This window comes from Micromonospora zhanjiangensis (assembly GCF_042650605.1).
GTDB classification, from domain to species: Bacteria; Actinomycetota; Actinomycetes; order Mycobacteriales; family Micromonosporaceae; genus Micromonospora_J; species Micromonospora_J zhanjiangensis.
Genome location: NZ_JBHSBN010000013.1, coordinates 1 through 15,801, shown reverse-complemented (window position 1 = coordinate 15,801; position 15,801 = coordinate 1). Strand labels below are relative to the sequence as shown.

The following is a 15,801-nucleotide window of genomic DNA, read 5'->3' as shown; positions in this document are numbered from 1 at the left end:
GTTTCCGGGTGCTGGGAGTCGGCTGATCACGGCGGGTCGACGGAAGATCCCGACGCGTTCCGCCCGGTGCTCTCCCGGACGACCAGTTCCCACCGGTCGGCGAGGGTCGGGGGCGGATCGGTCGCGGACAGGTCGAGGACCGCCCGGGCGCAGGCGTACCCCTGGTCGCGCAGCGACTGCCGGACGGTGGTCAGTGCCGGTCGGGCCTCGGTCGCCGCCCGCGAGTCGTCCCAGCCGGTCACCGCCAGTTGCCCGGGCACCGCGAGGCCCCGCTCGGCGGCGGCCCGCAGCACCCCGCGGGCCAACTGGTCGCCCATGGTGACGATCGCCCGCGGCGGACCGGCCGGCACCGTCGTGCCGGCGGCCGGCGGAGCACCGGGGGCCAGCAGCGCCGCCGCGGCGGCCTCGCCCTGCCGGTGGTCGTTCACGTCGACCTCGGTGGCCTCGTCGGCGTACCTGGGCTTCCTGGTCGGTCCGGCGCTGGTCGGCGCGATCGCCGGGGCCGCCGGGCTGCGCACCGCCCTGGTGACGATGGCCGGCCTGGCGCTGGTGCTGGCGGCGGCCAGCCCGCTCACCACCCGGATCCGCCCGCACACCGAAACCGCCCGACCGCTCGGGCCGACGGGTCCGGACATTGACGAGGATGCGCGCCAGGCATTACCGTCGATAAACAATTAACAAACTTAACTGTTCGGCGCGAGCGCCGATGCGACGACGCCGGACCGCCCTCGCCCTCGGTACGCTCGGTGACGGTTAGCGCCGGGATGCCTGTCGCCAACCCCGCGCCATGGCCACGCTCCCCCGCGCGGGGGATCGGCACCCCCACCGACAAGGGAGGACGGGCACCGACCGGCGCGCCAGGCTGGACGCCATGACAAACGGACAGCCGCGGCTGCATCGCCTCATCGGGTACGCCAGCGTGGCGGCCATGATGCCGTACCTGGCCATCAAGATCGCCTGGCTGGCCGGCAGCGACATCGGCCTCGACCGCCCGGGCATCATGCGTGGCGGCGCGTACCTGACGGCCAACGCGGTGACCGCGGCGATGGAGTTGGCCGGTGCCGTCCTCGCGCTGGCCCTGGTGCACCGTTGGGGTCGGCGGCTCCCGGTCTGGGTGCTGCTGTTCCCGTTCTGGGTGGCCAGCGGCCTGCTCGCCCCCGTGATGGTCGCCGCGCCGGCGGCCGGGCTCGTCGAGGCGCTCACCGGCTCCGCGACGGGAGGTGGCGGCGACCGGTTCGCCGGCCTGCGGCCCTGGGTGTACGCCGTGGTCTACACCGGGTTCGTCCTGCAGGGCACCGGCCTGGCGCTGGCCTTCACGCTGCACGTCCGGCGTCGGTGGGGTGGCTATCTCAGTCGTCCGGTGCGCGCCGTACGGTCCGGCGCCACCGACTCCGTACGGGTGTTGGCGACCGTCGCGGCCGCCGTCCTCGCCGCGCCGGCCATGGCCATGCACCTGTACTGGGCGTTCGGCGGCACCGCCGGGCAACCGGCCACGATGCGGGCCGGGCGGGAGGCGATCCAGCAGGTGACCGAGGCCTCCTGGGTACTGTTCGGGCTGCTCGGCGTGCTCGGGTCGATGAGTCTGGCGGCCCGCCGGCCCGGGACCGCCCGCGTCTGGGTACCGCTCGCGGCGGCCTGGGTGGGTGCCGGTGCGATGTTCTGGTGGGGCGCGTACCAGCTCATCGTGCTGCTGGCACCGGGCAGCCCGTTCGAGGGCGGCCCGGCGGTGGGCGGGTACGCCCTGGTCCTGACGGTCCAGGCGATGGCCGGCCTGCTGCTCGCGGTCACGGTGGTCTTCGGTCTGGTCGAGTCGTACCCGGACCCGGGCGACGCCGTCACGGGCCGGCGGACCACCGGACCGACGCGGTGGCCCGCCATGGATGTTCCGGCAGAGGTTGGGACCAGCAACCGGTCCGATTAACTAAACACACCATGTACACACCATGTGTATAGTGCTCCGCATGTCACTTGGACAGACCGTCCTCGGCCTGCTGGAAACCGGGCCGAGCCACGGCTACACCCTGAAGCGCGCGTACGACGAACAGTTCGGTCGGGACCGTCCGCTGCACGTCGGCCAGGTCTACGCCACCCTGTCCCGGCTGCTGCGCAACGGCCTGGTCGAGGTGGACGGGACCGAGCCGGGCGGCGGGCCGGACCGCAAGCGGTACGCGATCACCGAGGCCGGCGTCACCGACGTGCGACGCTGGCTGGCCACCCCGGAGAAGCCCGACGCCTACCTGCAGTCAACGCTCTACACGAAGGTGGTGCTGGCCCTGCTGACCGGCCGGCCCGCCGCCGACCTGCTGGACACCCAGCGCGGCGAGCACCTGCGGCTGATGCGCGAGCTGACCCGGCGCAAGACCGACGGCGACCTGGCCGACCAGCTCATCTGCGACCACGCCCTGTTCCACCTGGAGGCCGACCTGCGCTGGCTGGAGCTGACCGCCGCCCGGCTGGACGAGCTGGCGAAGAAGGTCCGGTCGTGAGCCCCGCCGACACCCCGGGCCACCGGGACGCGACGGGTCGTCACGCGGGCCGCGCCGACGCGGCGATCGCGGCGACGACCGACGCACCGCCGGCCGACCGCCGGGACGCCGACGAGGAACCGCTGCTGGTCGCCGCCGGGCTGCACAAGACGTACGGCGCGACCCCGGCCCTCGCCGGCGCGTCGGTGACCGTGGCGGCCGGCGAGATGCTCGCCGTCATGGGCCCGTCCGGGTCCGGCAAGTCCACCCTGCTGCACTGCCTGGCCGGCATCGTCCGGCCGGACTCGGGCGAGGTCCGCTACCGGGGCCGGTCACTGTCGGAGCTTTCGGACGCCGAACGCAGCGCGCTGCGCCGCGGCGCGTTCGGCTTCGTGTTCCAGTTCGGACAGCTCGTACCGGAGCTGACCTGTCGGGAGAACGTCGCCCTGCCGTTGCGGCTGGACCGGACCGGCCGGCGCGAGGCCGAACGCCGGGCCGACGAGTGGCTGGCCCGGCTGGAGGTCGCCGAGCTGGCCGACAAGCGGCCCGGGGAGATCTCCGGCGGGCAGGGCCAGCGGGTGGCGGTGGCCCGCGCCCTGGTCACCGAACCCCGGGTGGTCTTCGCCGACGAGCCGACCGGGGCACTGGACTCGCTCAACGGCGAACGGGTGATGCGCCTGCTGTCCCGGGCGGCCCGGGACAGCGGCGCGGCGGTGGTGCTGGTCACCCACGAGGCCCGGGTCGCGGCGTACGCGGACCGGGAGGTGGTGGTGCGCGACGGGCGTACCCGGGATCTGGAGCCGGTCCGGTGACCGAGCTGTTGATGGGCGCGCGGCTGGCGGTCACCGGCGGTCGGGAGGGCTGGACGCGGACCCTGCTCACCGCGTTCGGGGTCGGCGTGGGGGTGGCGCTGCTGCTGCTCGCGGCCGCCGTGCCGGCGGCGTTGTCGGCCCGGCAGGCGCGCGGCGACGCGCGGGACGACCTGCGGCTGGGCGAGCCGATCCCGGCCGCCGCGAACACCCTGCTGGTCGCTCCGGTCGAGACCGAGTTCCACGGCCGACCGGTACGCGGCCGGCTGCTGCGCGCCGAGGGCCCGGCGGCACCGGTGCCGCCCGGCATCCCCGCGCTGCCCACCGCCGACCAGGTGTACGTCTCCCCCGCCCTGCGCGACCTGCTGGGCTCCCCCGACGCCGCGCTGTTCGCCCCCCGGCTGGGCGGCGCCCGGGTCGCCGGCGTGATCGGCGCGCAGGGCCTCGCCGGCCCGAACGAGCTGGCCTTCTACCGCGGCAGCGACACGCTGACCGTCGACCGGGCGATGCGGCTGGACCGCTTCGGTGGCGGCCTGCCCGGCGAGGCGTTCAGCCCGGTCCTGGCCCTGCTCGTGGCGATCATCTTCGTCGTGCTGCTGCTGCCGATCGCGGTCTTCCTGACCGCGGCCGTCCGGTTCGGCGGCGAGCGCCGCGACCGCCGGCTGGCCGCCGTCCGGCTGGTCGGCGCCGACACCCGCATGATCGGCCGCCTCGCCGCCGGGGAGGCGGCGGCCGGCGCGCTGCTCGGGCTCCTGGTCGGCGGGGCGCTCTTCGCGCTCGGCCGCCAGTTGGTGCCGCTGGTCACCCTCTGGGACCTCAGCGCGTACGCCGACGACCTGCGGCCGGCGCCGGCCCTGGTGGCCGCGATCGCGGTGGCGGTGCCGGTGGTCGCCGTGCTGGTGGCGCTCGGGTCGCTGCGCCGGGTGGTGGTGGAGCCGCTCGGGGTGACCCGGCGGTCGGTCGGCGGCCGGCGCCGGCTGTGGTGGCGACTGGTCCTGCCGGCGCTGGGGCTGCTACTGCTCTACCCGCTGGTCGGCGGCGTCCGGGCCGGCTCCTCCCGGTTGGTCGACCTGCAGGTCGCGACCGGCGCCACCCTGCTGCTGATCGGCACGGTCGCGCTGCTGCCCTGGCTGGTGGACCTGCTGGTACGCCGGCTGCGCGGTGGCCCGGTCCCGTGGCAGCTCGCCGTCCGGCGGCTGCAACTGGACAGCGCCACCTCGGCCCGGCTGGTCAACGGGATCGCGGTGGCGGTGGCCGGCACCATCGGCCTGCAGATGCTGTTCGCCGGCATCCAGCACGAGTTCACCGAGCACGTCGGCAACGACCGGGCCCGGACGGACGTACTGGTCTCCACCGTTGCCGCCGCCGGGCGCGGCGACCTGCCCGGCTCGACCCTCACGGCCGCCACCCTGTTGGCCTTCGCGACCCCGGCCGGCTCGACCGACCAGGATGCCCCGATGCTCTGGTTGCGGGTCGGCGACTGTGCCGCGCTGGCGGAGTTCGCGCGGCTGGACCGGTGCCGCGACGGCGACGTCTTCGTGGCCGACGCTTGCGCACCTGGCCGCCAGGAGGACGTGGCCGCGCGGTGTGCCGACGCGGAGAACACCGACGGTGTCGACCCGTCCCGCGCCGGTTTCGTACCGGGGGCGAGGCTGACCGTCGGCAGCGGCCGGGCCGACGATCCGGGCCGGACCTGGACGCTGCCGCCGAGCACCCGCGTGGTGCCCGCCCGGGTCGACCCGGCCGGGTGGAGCCGCGACGTGCTGCTGGCCACCCCCGGCGCGATCGACGTCGCCGGCCTGTCCAGGCTGCGGGTCGAGCGGTACGTCGACCTGGACCGGTCCGACCCGGACGCGCTCGAACGGCTGCGCAGCGCCGCCCTGTCGGTCGACCCGCTCGCGACCGTCTCGACGCAGACGGCGGTCGTTCAGGAGCAGCCGAAGTTCGCCAACATCCGGCGCGGCCTCTACCTCGGCGCGGTGGTAACCCTGCTGCTGATCGGCGTCAGCATGCTGGTGGGCACCCTGGAACAGTTGCGGGAACGCCGCCGGCTGCTGTCCATGCTGGTCGCCGTCGGCACCCGGCGGGGCACCCTGAGCTGGTCGGTGTGGTGGCAGACCGCCGTACCGGTGGCGGCCGGTCTGGCCCTGGCGGTCGTCTTCGGGCTGGGCCTCGGTGCCGTCCTGCTGCGGCTGGTCGAGGTGCCGCTCTCGGTGGACTGGTCGGTGGTCGGCCTCACCGCCGGGCTCGGCGCGGCCGTGGTGTTCCTGGTGACCGGGCTGAGCATGCCGGTGCTGTGGCGGCTCACCCGGGCCGACGGCCTGCGCACCGAGTAGCCGGGGGGACCGGGGTCCCTCCCCGTGGGAGAGACCCCGGTCCCCGGCCTCAGTCGAGCAGTTCGGTGACCGTGCCGGCGGCCACCGTACGGCCGCCCTCGCGGACCGCGAAGCCGAGGCCGGCGTGCATCGCCACCGGCTGGCCCAGCTCGACCCGCAGGTCGACGGTGTCGCCCGGCGCGACCTGCTCCCGTCCGTCGAGGTCGACCGCGCCGACCACGTCGGTGGTACGGAAGTAGAACTGCGGCCGGTAGTGGGCGTGGAACGGGGTACGCCGGCCACCCTCGGCGGTGGTCAGCGCGTACAGCCGGGCGGTGAACCGGCGGTGCGGCGTGACGCTGCCCGGCAGCGCGACCACCTGACCCCGGCGCACCTGGTCCCGCTTGATTCCGCGCAGCAGCACCGCGGCGTTGTCCCCGGCCTGGGCGGTGTCCAGCGTCCGGCCGAACGACTCCAGCCCGATGGCCACGGTGCTCAGCGTCGGACCGAGCCCGACCACCTCGACCGGGTCACCGGCCCGCAGCGTGCCGCGCTCGATCGCCCCGGTCACCACGGTGCCGCGGCCGGAGATGGTGAGCACGTTCTCGATCGGCATCAGGAACGGCTCGGCCAGCTCACGCGGCGGCACCGGGACGTACCGGTCCACCGCGTCGAGCAGCTCGACGATGGAACCGGTCCACTCCGGGTCGCCCTCCAGCGCGCGCAGGGCCGAGACCCGGACCACCGGGACCTCGTCGCCGGGGAAGCCGTACTCGCTGACCAGCTCGCGGATCTCCAGCTCGACCAGGTCGAGCAGCTCCGGGTCGGCCACCGCGTCCGCCTTGTTCATCGCCACCACCAGGTACGGCACGCCGACCCGCTGGGCGAGCAGCACGTGCTCGCGGGTCTGCGGCATCGCGCCGTCCAGCGCCGAGACAACCAGGATCGCCCCGTCCACCTGCGCCGCCCCCGTGATCATGTTCTTCACGTAGTCGGCGTGACCCGGCATGTCCACGTGCGCGTAGTGCCGGTTCGCGGTCTCGTACTCGACGTGCGCGATGGTGATGGTGATGCCCCGGGCGACCTCCTCCGGCGCGCGGTCGATGCCGTCGAACGCGACGTACCGGTTGACGGCCGGGTCGCGGTCGGCGAGCACCTTGGTGATGGCGGCGGTCAGGGTCGTCTTGCCGTGGTCGACGTGCCCCATCGTGCCGATGTTGAGATGCGGCTTGGTCCTGGTGAACTGGCTCTTGGCCATGACTGATCGCGTCCTTTGTGGATGGACGGTCGGCGGAACGGTGTCACGCGGGCGGGGCGCCACCCCGCTGGGAGAGATCCGCGTCAGAACCACGCGTCCGGGCGCCACGATCCGACGGGTGGCGTCCGGGGAAACCGGGCCACCCTCCTCCGTGGGTTCTGCTGGAGCGGGAGGAGGGTCAGCCTCGCGCGCCGCTATCCAGTGAACCTTTTTCAACCTGAACCGCGCGGCGCGCAAGCGCGCTCTTTGACCTCAACCAACGACGCCCCGTAAGGGGAGGTTGAAAAAGGTTCAGTCGGCCGGGCCGGACCGGCCCCGGGCACACGACGGCGGCGGCACCCGGCAGGGGGAACCCCACGGGCCGCACGAAACCGTCGATGCCGAACATGCCGCTCACGCTAGCCCGCAACGCCAGTCCGCTCCACCGATATTCCCCGCCGGATACGCGGAAGGGCCCCCCGTCATCACCTCCGGATGTACGAGGGACCCCTCCCGACAACTCAGCCGAGGCCGGAGCGCATGGCGGTGATGAGTTCGCCGTTGCCGGTGTCGCCGGACAGCTCCCAGAAGAACGAGCCGCCGAGGCCCTGGCCCTTGGCGTAGGACATCTTGCCGCCGATGGTGGCCGGGGTGTCGTAGCTCCACCAGTTGTTACCGCACAGCGCGTAGGCGGTACCGCCGACCGTGCTCGTGGCCGGGCAGCTGTTCTTCAGCACCTTGTAGTCCTCGATGCCGGTCTCGTACGTGCCGGGCGCCCCGCCGGTGGCCGAGCCGCCCGGTGCCGCCTGGGTCACCCCGGTCCAGCCCCGGCCGTAGAAGCCGATCCCGAGCAGCAGCTTGCCGGCCGGTACGCCCTTGCTCTTCAGCTTCTGGATCGCCGCGTCCGCGTAGAAGCCGGCCTGCGGGATGCCCGCGTACGAGGTCAGCGGCGAGTGCGGGGCCGTCGGGCCCTGCGGGTTGAACGCGCCGAAGTAGTCGTACGTCATGGGCATCAGCCAGTCGAGGTTGCCGGCGGCGCCGGCGTAGTCGGTGGCGTCGATCTTGCCGCCGTTGCTGCCGTCCGCGGTGATCGCGGCGGTGACGAGGGAGCCCGCGCCGAACCTGTTGCGCAGCGCGGAGACCACGTTCTTGAAGGCGTTCGGGCCGCTGGCGTCGCACTGCAGGCCGCAGGCGTTGGGGTACTCCCAGTCGATGTCGATGCCGTCGAAGACGTCCGCCCAGCGCGGGTCCTTGACCAGGTTGTAGCAGGAGTCGGCGAACGCGGCCGGGTTCTGCGCCGCCTGGGTGAAGCCGGCCGACCACGTCCAGCCGCCGAACGACCAGAGCACCTTGAGCTGCGGGTGCAGCCGCTTGAGCTTGCGCAGTTGGTTGAAGCTGCCGCGCAGCGGCTGGTCCCAGGTGTCCGCGACGCCGTCGACGCTGTCCGCCGCGGTGTACGCCTTGTCGTAGTCGGCGTAGCTGTCGCCGATGGCGCACCGGCCGCCGGCGGTGTTGCCGAAGGCGTACAGAATGTGGGTGAGCTTGTCCGCGGACCCGCTGGTGTGGATGTTCTTGACGTGGTAGTTCCGGGCGTAGACGCCCCACTCGGCGAAGTAGCCGACCAGCTTCTTCCCGCCCGTCGGCGGTGGGGCGGTGGTGGGTGGCGCGGTGGTCGGCGGCGCGGTCGTGGGTGGCGCGGTGGTGGGTGCGGCCGTGGTGGGTGCCGCGGTGGTCGGCGGCGGGGTGCCGCCGCCGCAGGGCGCGCCGTTGACGGTGCAGTTCAGCGGCGCCCGGTAGCCGCCGGTGCCGTTGTAGCCCCAGCTGAACGACGTGCCCGGGGCGAGCGGGCCGGCCCAGCTCTTCTTCACGGCCACGTAGTGGTCGCCGGTCCGGGTCACGTCGGCGTCCCAGAAGCTGCTGATCGCGGTGCCGGCGGGCAGGTCGAACTCCACCCGCCAGGTGGTCACCGACGCGTCGGTGCCGTTGCTGACGGTCACCCGGCCCTCGTGCCCGGTCCCCCAGTCCTGGACCTTGGCGAAGGTGGTGGTGACGCTGCCGGCGGCGAGAGCGGCCGTGACCGGTACGGCGGTCACCGCCAGCAGGAACGCGGCGCCGGCCCACCCGGCCCGACGCAGGGGTGTTCTCATGGGGCGCCTCCCTAACAGTTAGGAACCTTTACTAAAAGGTTGCTGAGACGCTACTCATGAGTCACCTGCCACGTCAAGATGTCAATATGTCGATCCGTGGCGCGCTGGGCGTCGGCTTGTCTCAGGTCGATCTGGCCCAACGCATCGGATTGGACCGGACCATGGTCGCCAAGATCGAGGCGGGTACCCGACGGGTGGACGCCTTGGAACTGGTCCGCTTGGCCGCCACGCTCGGGGTACCCATCGATCATCTCCTCGTGCGACGACCGGCGGTGATCTCGCACCGTACCGAGCTCTTGACCGAGGACAGCGACACCGACGCGGCACGCACCTCCCAACGGCTGGAGGTGGCCCTGTCCGCGTGGCTGCGCGACGTTCGGCAGCTGGCCGACCTGGGCATGATACGGATCCGGCCGCCCGCGCGGTACGACGCGCGTGTCGAATCGGAAGCCGATGCCCGGGACGCGGCTCGGTGGCTGCGCAAGCTTCGAAACGCCGGCACGCGCCCCATCGAGACGCTGATGGAATTCGCCGAACGCTGCGGGCAGTACGTCCTCGTGACCGGCCTGCCCGGGGACGGCGCTTCCCTGCTCGACGCGGACCTGGCCGTGGCCGTTGTCAGCACCACCGGCGACCCGGGCAGACGTCGGGCCACCGCAGCGCATGAACTCGGCCACCTGGTGCTCGGCGACGAGTACTCCAGCGATCTCGCGGTCCACCGGTCCCGAGCCGACCGGGAAGGCCTCATCAACGCCTTCGCCGCCGAGCTCCTGTTACCCGGGGAGGCGTTCGCCGCGAGCGACCATGCCCCCACACGCGAGAATCTCATCCGACTCGCCGCCGAGTACCGAACATCGTGGTCGCTGGCACTCCGGCAGGCGGAGCAGGCCGGCTGGGTCGATCCGGCGACTCGACGGGCCTGGAATCAGGCGACCCCGACTCGGGCCGAGTTCATGGATGCCGTCGGCTGGGCACCGCAGCCCGATCTGGACGCGGTACGGGTACCGCCCGGCTATTCGCACGCGGTCATGCAGGCATGGCGACGTGACCTGTTGACGGGTCGCCGGGCGGTCGAACTCATGCACGGCCAGATCGGCCCGGACGACCTACCCGCCCGCGACGAGGTGGACCTGACTCCGTGAGTTCCGGAAAGACCGGGCAGGCTGGGGTGGTCAGTACGTGTCACCCCAGTACGTCTCGGCGTCATCCGCGTTCAGGGTGTTGCCAAGCTGGCGCAGACCGGTGGGGAAGATGTTCAGATCATGCAAATTCGCCAGGCTGCACCAGCACAGCCCCTGCTGCCCCTCGTCGGAGACGGACTCGTCTGCCACGTAGTCGGCTGAAATCTCCGTGCCGAGTTCGGCGAGGAAGTAGAACTCGACCTTGTGCTGATCCCGCCCCGTCCCAGCGAGTTCGTGCCGGGAATGGATGTACTCCCGGACGAAAAGCAGACGCCCCGGCGTGACCTCCGCGCCGATCTCCTCCCGGCACTCCCGGACGAGCGCCTCCTCCAGGGTCTCGCCGAACCGCTGCCGCCCACCTGGGAGCGAGTACCAGACCCCGAGGCCCATCTTCCGGTCCAGGTACCGGAGCAGGAGCACCTTGTCACGGTCGAGGATGACAGCCTTGGCGGAGTTTTCGAGCCGCACCTCGGATGTCATAGCGCCTCTCCCAGCCCTGCCGCCTCAACCATCTCCAAGAATGTATGGGGAGGCCGATCGTCCCGCCAGTCAGTGGACGCCACCCGGTCGAGCAGCGCCCGCTTCAAGTCGATGATCGCGGTCAACGGTACGCCGAAACAGGCGTCCATTTCCGCCAGGTTGGACGCGATCCGCTCCCACAGTACGTCTGCCTCCCGGTGACACTCCCGCATGATGCCACCCGCGAGCAGAACGTCCAACACAGACTCGTAGGTCTCGATCAGCTCCGGGTCCCGGGTCAGCTCCAGATTCAGTCTGCCGGCGTCGCGCTCGCCACTGCCGATGATCTGCTGAGAGCGGCCCCACAACCGGTCGATCAGTTTTCGGAGGTCGGCCGCTATCCCCGGCCGACCGAGGCCCATGGCAATCGGGTAGCTCACCAGCCCGGTCACGGTGTCCTCGAACAGGTCGGTCAACTCGTCCACCCGCTGGCGCAGTCGACGCATGTCCCGCAGCACCTCAACCAAGCCATCCGGGACGCGTGCGCCGATGAAGGCGAGTAGGCCGAGAACCCCGGAGGAGTAGAACCCCGACCCCAGGTGCCGTGACTGGTCCGACTCGCGATACCAGGTGACCAGCCGTTCCGGATTACGGAGAACGTCTTGGTCGAAGCGTCCGGCATAGTTGTCGTACATCGACTGGACGATTTCAGCGGTGACGCTCGCCATGACGGGCAGCGCTCGGACCCCGGCAGGTGTCACGGCGGCCTCTCGTACCATCGTCAGGACACTGGTGACCGCCAAACACATCGTCGAGTTGACGTCGGCGAGTAGTAGCGCGGGGTCCCGTATGGAGTGGGCCGAGGACAGGTCGAGGTGCCGATCCATGTTGTTGAGGATGAGCGTCTGGCCCAACGCATAGATTCTGACGTACTCCGCTACTTCGGCCGGGTCGGCGCCGAGCCGGAGACCCAAGGCAGCGGCCGGCAGGTTCTGGCGGAACAGCAGTTCCACGTCGAGCGCGTCACGGTGCAGCAGGGACATTCGGGGAAACAGATGCTCCACTGCCCGAAGTCTGCGGAGGGCAGCGAAGATCGGCTCACCGTAGTCGGCGATCAGCGCGACCGTGGTATGGAAGTCGAAGGCCACCGGGTCCTGGCCCCGGGAGAATCGCGGCATGGATCCCGGCTGATCTACTTCGACTGAGCACGCCGGATCCGGCGTAGGAAATCCCATGTGACCTCCATCTGAATCGCGAAGTAGAGCGCCCCTGTCACCACCGAGAGCCACAGTGGCCAGGCAACATGAGCCCCGTAGGCGATCAGCCGATCGACGCCGACGGCGACGTACGCGGCGTTGAGGATGCCGATGACGACCGAGGTGAGTGCCGCGGCCTTGAGCTTGCGACGGCTCTCCAGGTAAGGGTTGGTCGACCCCCAGACCGGTTCCCAGCCTTCGGGGAACTCTGCGGCAAGCGCGTGCAGATAGAGGCTTCGCAGCCGGTTGACCTGGTGCTTTGCCTCGGTCTGCACCCGGTCGGTGACCACGTATGCGCGTAACACGATCGTGTTGAGGACGCCCGCCACCAGCGCGGCGACGTAGATGATCGGCAACCGCAGCACGGTGCCGACCTGACCGACCGACGAGATCAGTTTCGCGGAAACCAGCGCGCCGGCCACCAGGACCGGAAAAGCAAGGATGCGCAGACTCAGCTTGTAGAGATCCCGCTCCGCGTCCTTGTAGTCGTTGTGCAGGACGAACGCCTGCTCGAAATCGGTCAACAACATCTTGCGGGCGGTTTCCACGTCGATGCCGGCGTCCGTCTTCTCGACCGGCGGCGCCGATGCACTCGCGGCCGTCAACGCCTGCTTCAACCGCAGCAGCAGTGGATCGCGACGCTCACGGACCGACATGATGCGCCGCCACCTCCCCAGGGCCGACTGCTGCGCATTATCGCTTTGGCAGCGGCGCCTGAGGAACGTTTCCGTAGGAACGACAAAATGCGAGTGGACGCGTCACCACTCCAGAGCAGTCAGGAGAGCAATGCTCCCGGGAGGTTATCGCCCGGCAGGTCGAACCGGTCCGACAGCCGAACGGTCTCGGCCCAGGTGGCGCGCAGCCCGGCGGCGGCGGCGGTCACGAGCCTGCCTCGTCGGCGAACGCCCGCCGCGCGGCCTCGACCACCTCGACGGGCACGTTGAACGCCCACAGCACCCCGCCCAGGTAGTCGACCACCCGCCGGTGCTGCGCCTCGGTCAGCCCCAGACCGCGCCACCCGCCGGCCGCGTCAGGCCGGGCCACGGCCCCGACCGGACCGCCGAGCGCCGCCGTCAGCAGCAGCGCCAGATGCCCGCCGAGCCGGACCAGGTCCACCCCGATCAGGTACGGCGCCAACTCGCTGTCCGCCGCCACCAGCCGCAGCCATCGGTCCACCGCCATCCGCACCCCCGCCGGCCCGAGCCAGTCAAAACCATTCCCCGGGTACGCCCCACAGTCCACTCCCATGCGCCGCCTCTCCTTCGACAGTGGATTGACGCCGAGGCGGGCGGGAGCGGCGGAGAAGTCTTCGGGTCACTTCCCCGCCGGAGCCGGCACCCGCCCCGGGCCATGCGTCCACCCTCGCGAGCAGGGCAGTTCGACCACAGGGCGGCAGACCGGCAGAACCGGTGCAGGGGTGTTGCGTTCCGATCCCGAGCGGAGTAACTGTGTAGATCCGTTCGATCACATTCCGCTATGAAGGGCGACGGGGATGCCCCTGAAGCGACACCGCCTCGCGCAACGCCGCCGGACGGTCGGCCACAGCCAGGAAAGCCTCGCCGAAAAGCTCGGCGTCGACCGCACCACCGTCGTCCGCTGGGAACGCGCCGAATCCTCACCCCAACCATGGATTCGTCCAGGGCTCGCCGACGCACTCGCCGTGTCGCCCGAGCAACTTGCTGACCTGCTAGACGACGTTAGGGACGGAGCGACGCGGAAGGGTCAAGGTACCCACCTTGTCGAGGTGCCTCAGTGCCCAGCAGGGTCGTTTGTTGAATGCCGCGACCGCGCCGCCAAGGTAAGCATCTCCGCGCAAACCTGGGATGCGGATCGAACGGAGGAATTGGCGGCCTTCCTCACCGCAGACGACCAGCTCGCTCCCGACTCAGCCCTGCGGCTGTCACAGGAGTGGCGCACCGTCCCGCCACCCCAGCTCGCTCAGCTCGACAGGGGTCGCCGAGTCGGGGGGCTCATGGCTCAACTGATCCGCGATCGAACCGAGGCACTGCGCCGAATGGACGACCATCTCGGCGGAGGTGATCTCTACGATCTCGTGTACCGGGAACTTCGAGCCACGCTCGATCTGGTCCGCGAGGCGACCTACACGGAAAAGACCGGTCGCCACCTGCTCGCGGCCCTCGGCGAGCTGTGCCAACTCACAGGCTGGGTGGCGAGTGACGCCGGGCTGACCGAGCATGCGGAACGGTTCTACCTCGGCGGAGCCGCAGCCGCACATGCCGCCGGAGACGAGCCGCTGGCAGCCAACCTGCTGTCATCGCTCGCGTACCAGGTCGCCAACATCGGCGATCCGCGGGAAGCGGTGGTGCTCGCATCCACCGCTTATCAGGGCGCCCGCTCTCAGGGCACGGCGCGAGTACGAGCCATGCTGCTCGATCGCCTCGCTTGGGCCAACGCCCGGCTCGGTGACAGTCGGGAAACTGCTCGCGCCCTTGAAGCGGTGGAGGACGCGGCCATCGACGAGCCTTCGGCGGAGGATCCTCAATGGGTCTATTGGCTCGACCGCGCGGAAGCTGAAGTCATGGCTGGACGATGCCAGGTCGAGCTACAAAAACCGAAAAAGGCGATCCAGCTTTTGGGTGGTGTGGTGCCGGGTTACGACGACGACCATGGACGCGAGAAAGCGCTGTACCTGTCCTGGCTGGCCGAGGCACATCTCCAGGATGGCGACCCAGAGCAGGCAGCCTCGGTCGCACTTCTTGCACTAAAGTTGTCGACAGGTGTCGCGAGCGCCCGAGGAAATGCACGCATGAAGCACCTCGACAACCTGCTCGCCCCACATCGCGCCAATCTCGTCGTGCGTACATTCAACGAAAAGATCACTACCCTCTGCACCGAAGCAAGTTGAATCGACACCTATGATGTGGGAAACCTGACCCGTCACCACCCCCGGAGGGCGAGTGATTCAATGACTCTCCCGGCGAAGGTGTCCGGACGCATGACAGGGATACCACGGGAAACGGCTTCTCGAACCAGCAGTCGCCTCGACCTCTGAACGCTGCTCCTACTCACAAGAACAGAGGGCATACCAGCAAGATCAGTCGAAACCTTGATACCGCCGAACCGGAAGATTTGCTTCATTTGACGCATTTCGTCATCGCCACCTTGCTCATAAAGCACCGAAAAATTTTCTGAAAGCATCAGCGGTTCGAGCGCCACAAGCCCGGGCCCAAGCGCCAGCAGAGCAAATTTCCGTACAAGCTGAAACCAGCTCGAACTGACACCATGACGAAGTAGATGCAGAGCAAGAATTTTGGATCTATTCAGCCTCCATGGCGCAAGTTCAACACCCAGGTCCCCGATAGCCCAGTCGAAGAAACTGAAGCAGGAGGTGTCTGGCAGGACCATTTCCAACTCGCTACCGTTGGCGACGAGGGGGACTGCCAAGTATTCGTAATGCGGACCAAGGCTGCCAACTAGATCGTGCAGCCCTCCACTAGAAACGTACGGATAGACGCAACCAACGTGGCCGGCGCGGGTAACAATACCAACCTGCTTCTCAAGGTAATGATCTGAAATCCCCTGATAGAGGATTCCGACGTACCAAGGGGTGCCCTGATCGTCGAAGCCGTCCGGCCTCCTTCGCAACAGCGCCGAAATCCGGTCGCGGTTGTGCCCCAATCCAAGGATCCTCACATGCCGCACAACACCGGAGCCTTTTTCAAAAGGGTCGGGTGGACCATCGATAGATCTCCAGCTTCGTAACAGTGCGTAGCACTCGTGGGAAGTCGTGGAGAGACCGGCGGTAGCCGGTCTTGAGGATCTTCCAGTTCTTGAGGTGAGCGACTGCGCGTTCGACGGCGGCCCGTATGCGGTTGATCGCGGTGTTGCAGGCCCGTCGGACGTCGGTGAGGTCCCGGCCGGGTGGCTTCCTGTACGGCGTGGTCAGGCCGGTTCCCTGGTAGCCCTTGTCG

General features: G+C 70.0%; 15 protein-coding genes. 6 read left to right on the top strand and 9 right to left on the bottom strand.

From position 1 onward, the window contains the following. Window positions 1-26: 26 nt before the first annotated feature. Entirely contained in the window at window positions 27-575 is a 549-nt protein-coding gene (locus ACFOX0_RS19105; RefSeq protein WP_377547741.1) for a substrate-binding domain-containing protein, read from the bottom strand. Between the two features lie 296 nt (window positions 576-871). On the opposite strand from ACFOX0_RS19105, the gene ACFOX0_RS19100 reads away from it, so the two are divergent. The 4 genes from ACFOX0_RS19100 to ACFOX0_RS19085 all read left to right on the top strand — a co-directional run bounded on the left by ACFOX0_RS19100 (window position 872) and on the right by ACFOX0_RS19085 (window position 5,610). Further along, complete coding sequence (locus ACFOX0_RS19100) at window positions 872-1,921, top strand: hypothetical protein (RefSeq protein ID WP_377547739.1); 1,050 nt, start codon at window positions 872-874, stop codon at window positions 1,919-1,921. A gap of 40 nt (window positions 1,922-1,961) precedes the next feature. Continuing rightward, on the top strand, window positions 1,962-2,486 hold the full coding sequence (locus ACFOX0_RS19095) for a PadR family transcriptional regulator (RefSeq protein WP_377547737.1): 525 nt from the start codon (window positions 1,962-1,964) through the stop codon (window positions 2,484-2,486). Between the two features lie 122 nt (window positions 2,487-2,608). Beyond that, complete coding sequence (locus tag ACFOX0_RS19090) at window positions 2,609-3,277, top strand: ABC transporter ATP-binding protein (protein WP_377548022.1); 669 nt, start codon at window positions 2,609-2,611, stop codon at window positions 3,275-3,277. Further along, window positions 3,274-5,610: an FtsX-like permease family protein gene (locus ACFOX0_RS19085; protein WP_377547735.1), complete on the top strand. Its 2,337-nt coding sequence runs from the start codon at window positions 3,274-3,276 to the stop codon at window positions 5,608-5,610. Before ACFOX0_RS19090 ends, ACFOX0_RS19085 begins: the two co-directional genes overlap by 4 nt. 49 nt (window positions 5,611-5,659) lie before the next feature. Here ACFOX0_RS19085 and tuf read toward each other — a convergent pair whose 3' ends face one another. Both tuf and ACFOX0_RS19075 read right to left on the bottom strand, forming a co-directional pair. Then, complete coding sequence (gene tuf / locus ACFOX0_RS19080) at window positions 5,660-6,847, bottom strand: elongation factor Tu (protein ID WP_377547733.1); 1,188 nt, start codon at window positions 6,845-6,847, stop codon at window positions 5,660-5,662. 500 nt (window positions 6,848-7,347) lie between these two features. Beyond that, window positions 7,348-8,973 carry a glycosyl hydrolase family 18 protein gene (locus tag ACFOX0_RS19075; RefSeq protein ID WP_377547730.1) on the bottom strand — a complete coding sequence of 542 codons (1,626 nt, stop codon included), beginning with the start codon at window positions 8,971-8,973 and terminating at the stop codon, window positions 7,348-7,350. A gap of 56 nt (window positions 8,974-9,029) precedes the next feature. Between ACFOX0_RS19075 and ACFOX0_RS19070 the strand changes: the two genes are divergently transcribed. After that, entirely contained in the window at window positions 9,030-10,115 is a 1,086-nt protein-coding gene (locus ACFOX0_RS19070; RefSeq protein WP_377547727.1) for a helix-turn-helix domain-containing protein, read from the top strand. A gap of 30 nt (window positions 10,116-10,145) precedes the next feature. Here the strand turns inward: ACFOX0_RS19070 and ACFOX0_RS19065 are convergent, their stop codons facing one another. From ACFOX0_RS19065 to ACFOX0_RS19050, 4 genes are all read right to left on the bottom strand, one after another. Then, the gene (locus ACFOX0_RS19065) at window positions 10,146-10,634 is read right to left on the bottom strand and encodes an NUDIX domain-containing protein (RefSeq protein ID WP_377547725.1); all 489 of its coding nucleotides are present in this window, start codon (window positions 10,632-10,634) and stop codon (window positions 10,146-10,148) included. After that, window positions 10,631-11,761 (bottom strand): hypothetical protein, encoded by a 1,131-nt coding sequence (locus ACFOX0_RS19060; protein ID WP_377547723.1) that lies wholly within the window; start codon window positions 11,759-11,761, stop codon window positions 10,631-10,633. Before ACFOX0_RS19060 ends, ACFOX0_RS19065 begins: the two co-directional genes overlap by 4 nt. A 44-nt stretch (window positions 11,762-11,805) precedes the next feature. Then, window positions 11,806-12,525, bottom strand: coding sequence for a hypothetical protein (locus ACFOX0_RS19055; protein ID WP_377547721.1), 720 nt, complete (start codon window positions 12,523-12,525; stop codon window positions 11,806-11,808). Between the two features lie 223 nt (window positions 12,526-12,748). Beyond that, on the bottom strand, window positions 12,749-13,117 hold the full coding sequence (locus tag ACFOX0_RS19050; RefSeq protein ID WP_377547719.1) for a globin: 369 nt from the start codon (window positions 13,115-13,117) through the stop codon (window positions 12,749-12,751). Between the two features lie 244 nt (window positions 13,118-13,361). Between ACFOX0_RS19050 and ACFOX0_RS19045 the strand changes: the two genes are divergently transcribed. Further along, complete coding sequence (locus tag ACFOX0_RS19045) at window positions 13,362-14,735, top strand: helix-turn-helix domain-containing protein (RefSeq protein WP_377547717.1); 1,374 nt, start codon at window positions 13,362-13,364, stop codon at window positions 14,733-14,735. 32 nt (window positions 14,736-14,767) lie between these two features. On the opposite strand, the gene ACFOX0_RS19040 is transcribed toward ACFOX0_RS19045, so the two are convergent. Further along, window positions 14,768-15,508 (bottom strand): hypothetical protein, encoded by a 741-nt coding sequence (locus ACFOX0_RS19040; RefSeq protein WP_377547714.1) that lies wholly within the window; start codon window positions 15,506-15,508, stop codon window positions 14,768-14,770. A 40-nt stretch (window positions 15,509-15,548) separates the two neighbouring features. Further along, the coding region (locus tag ACFOX0_RS19035; RefSeq protein WP_377547712.1) for a transposase family protein at window positions 15,549-15,801 on the bottom strand (253 nt) is incomplete at its 5' end.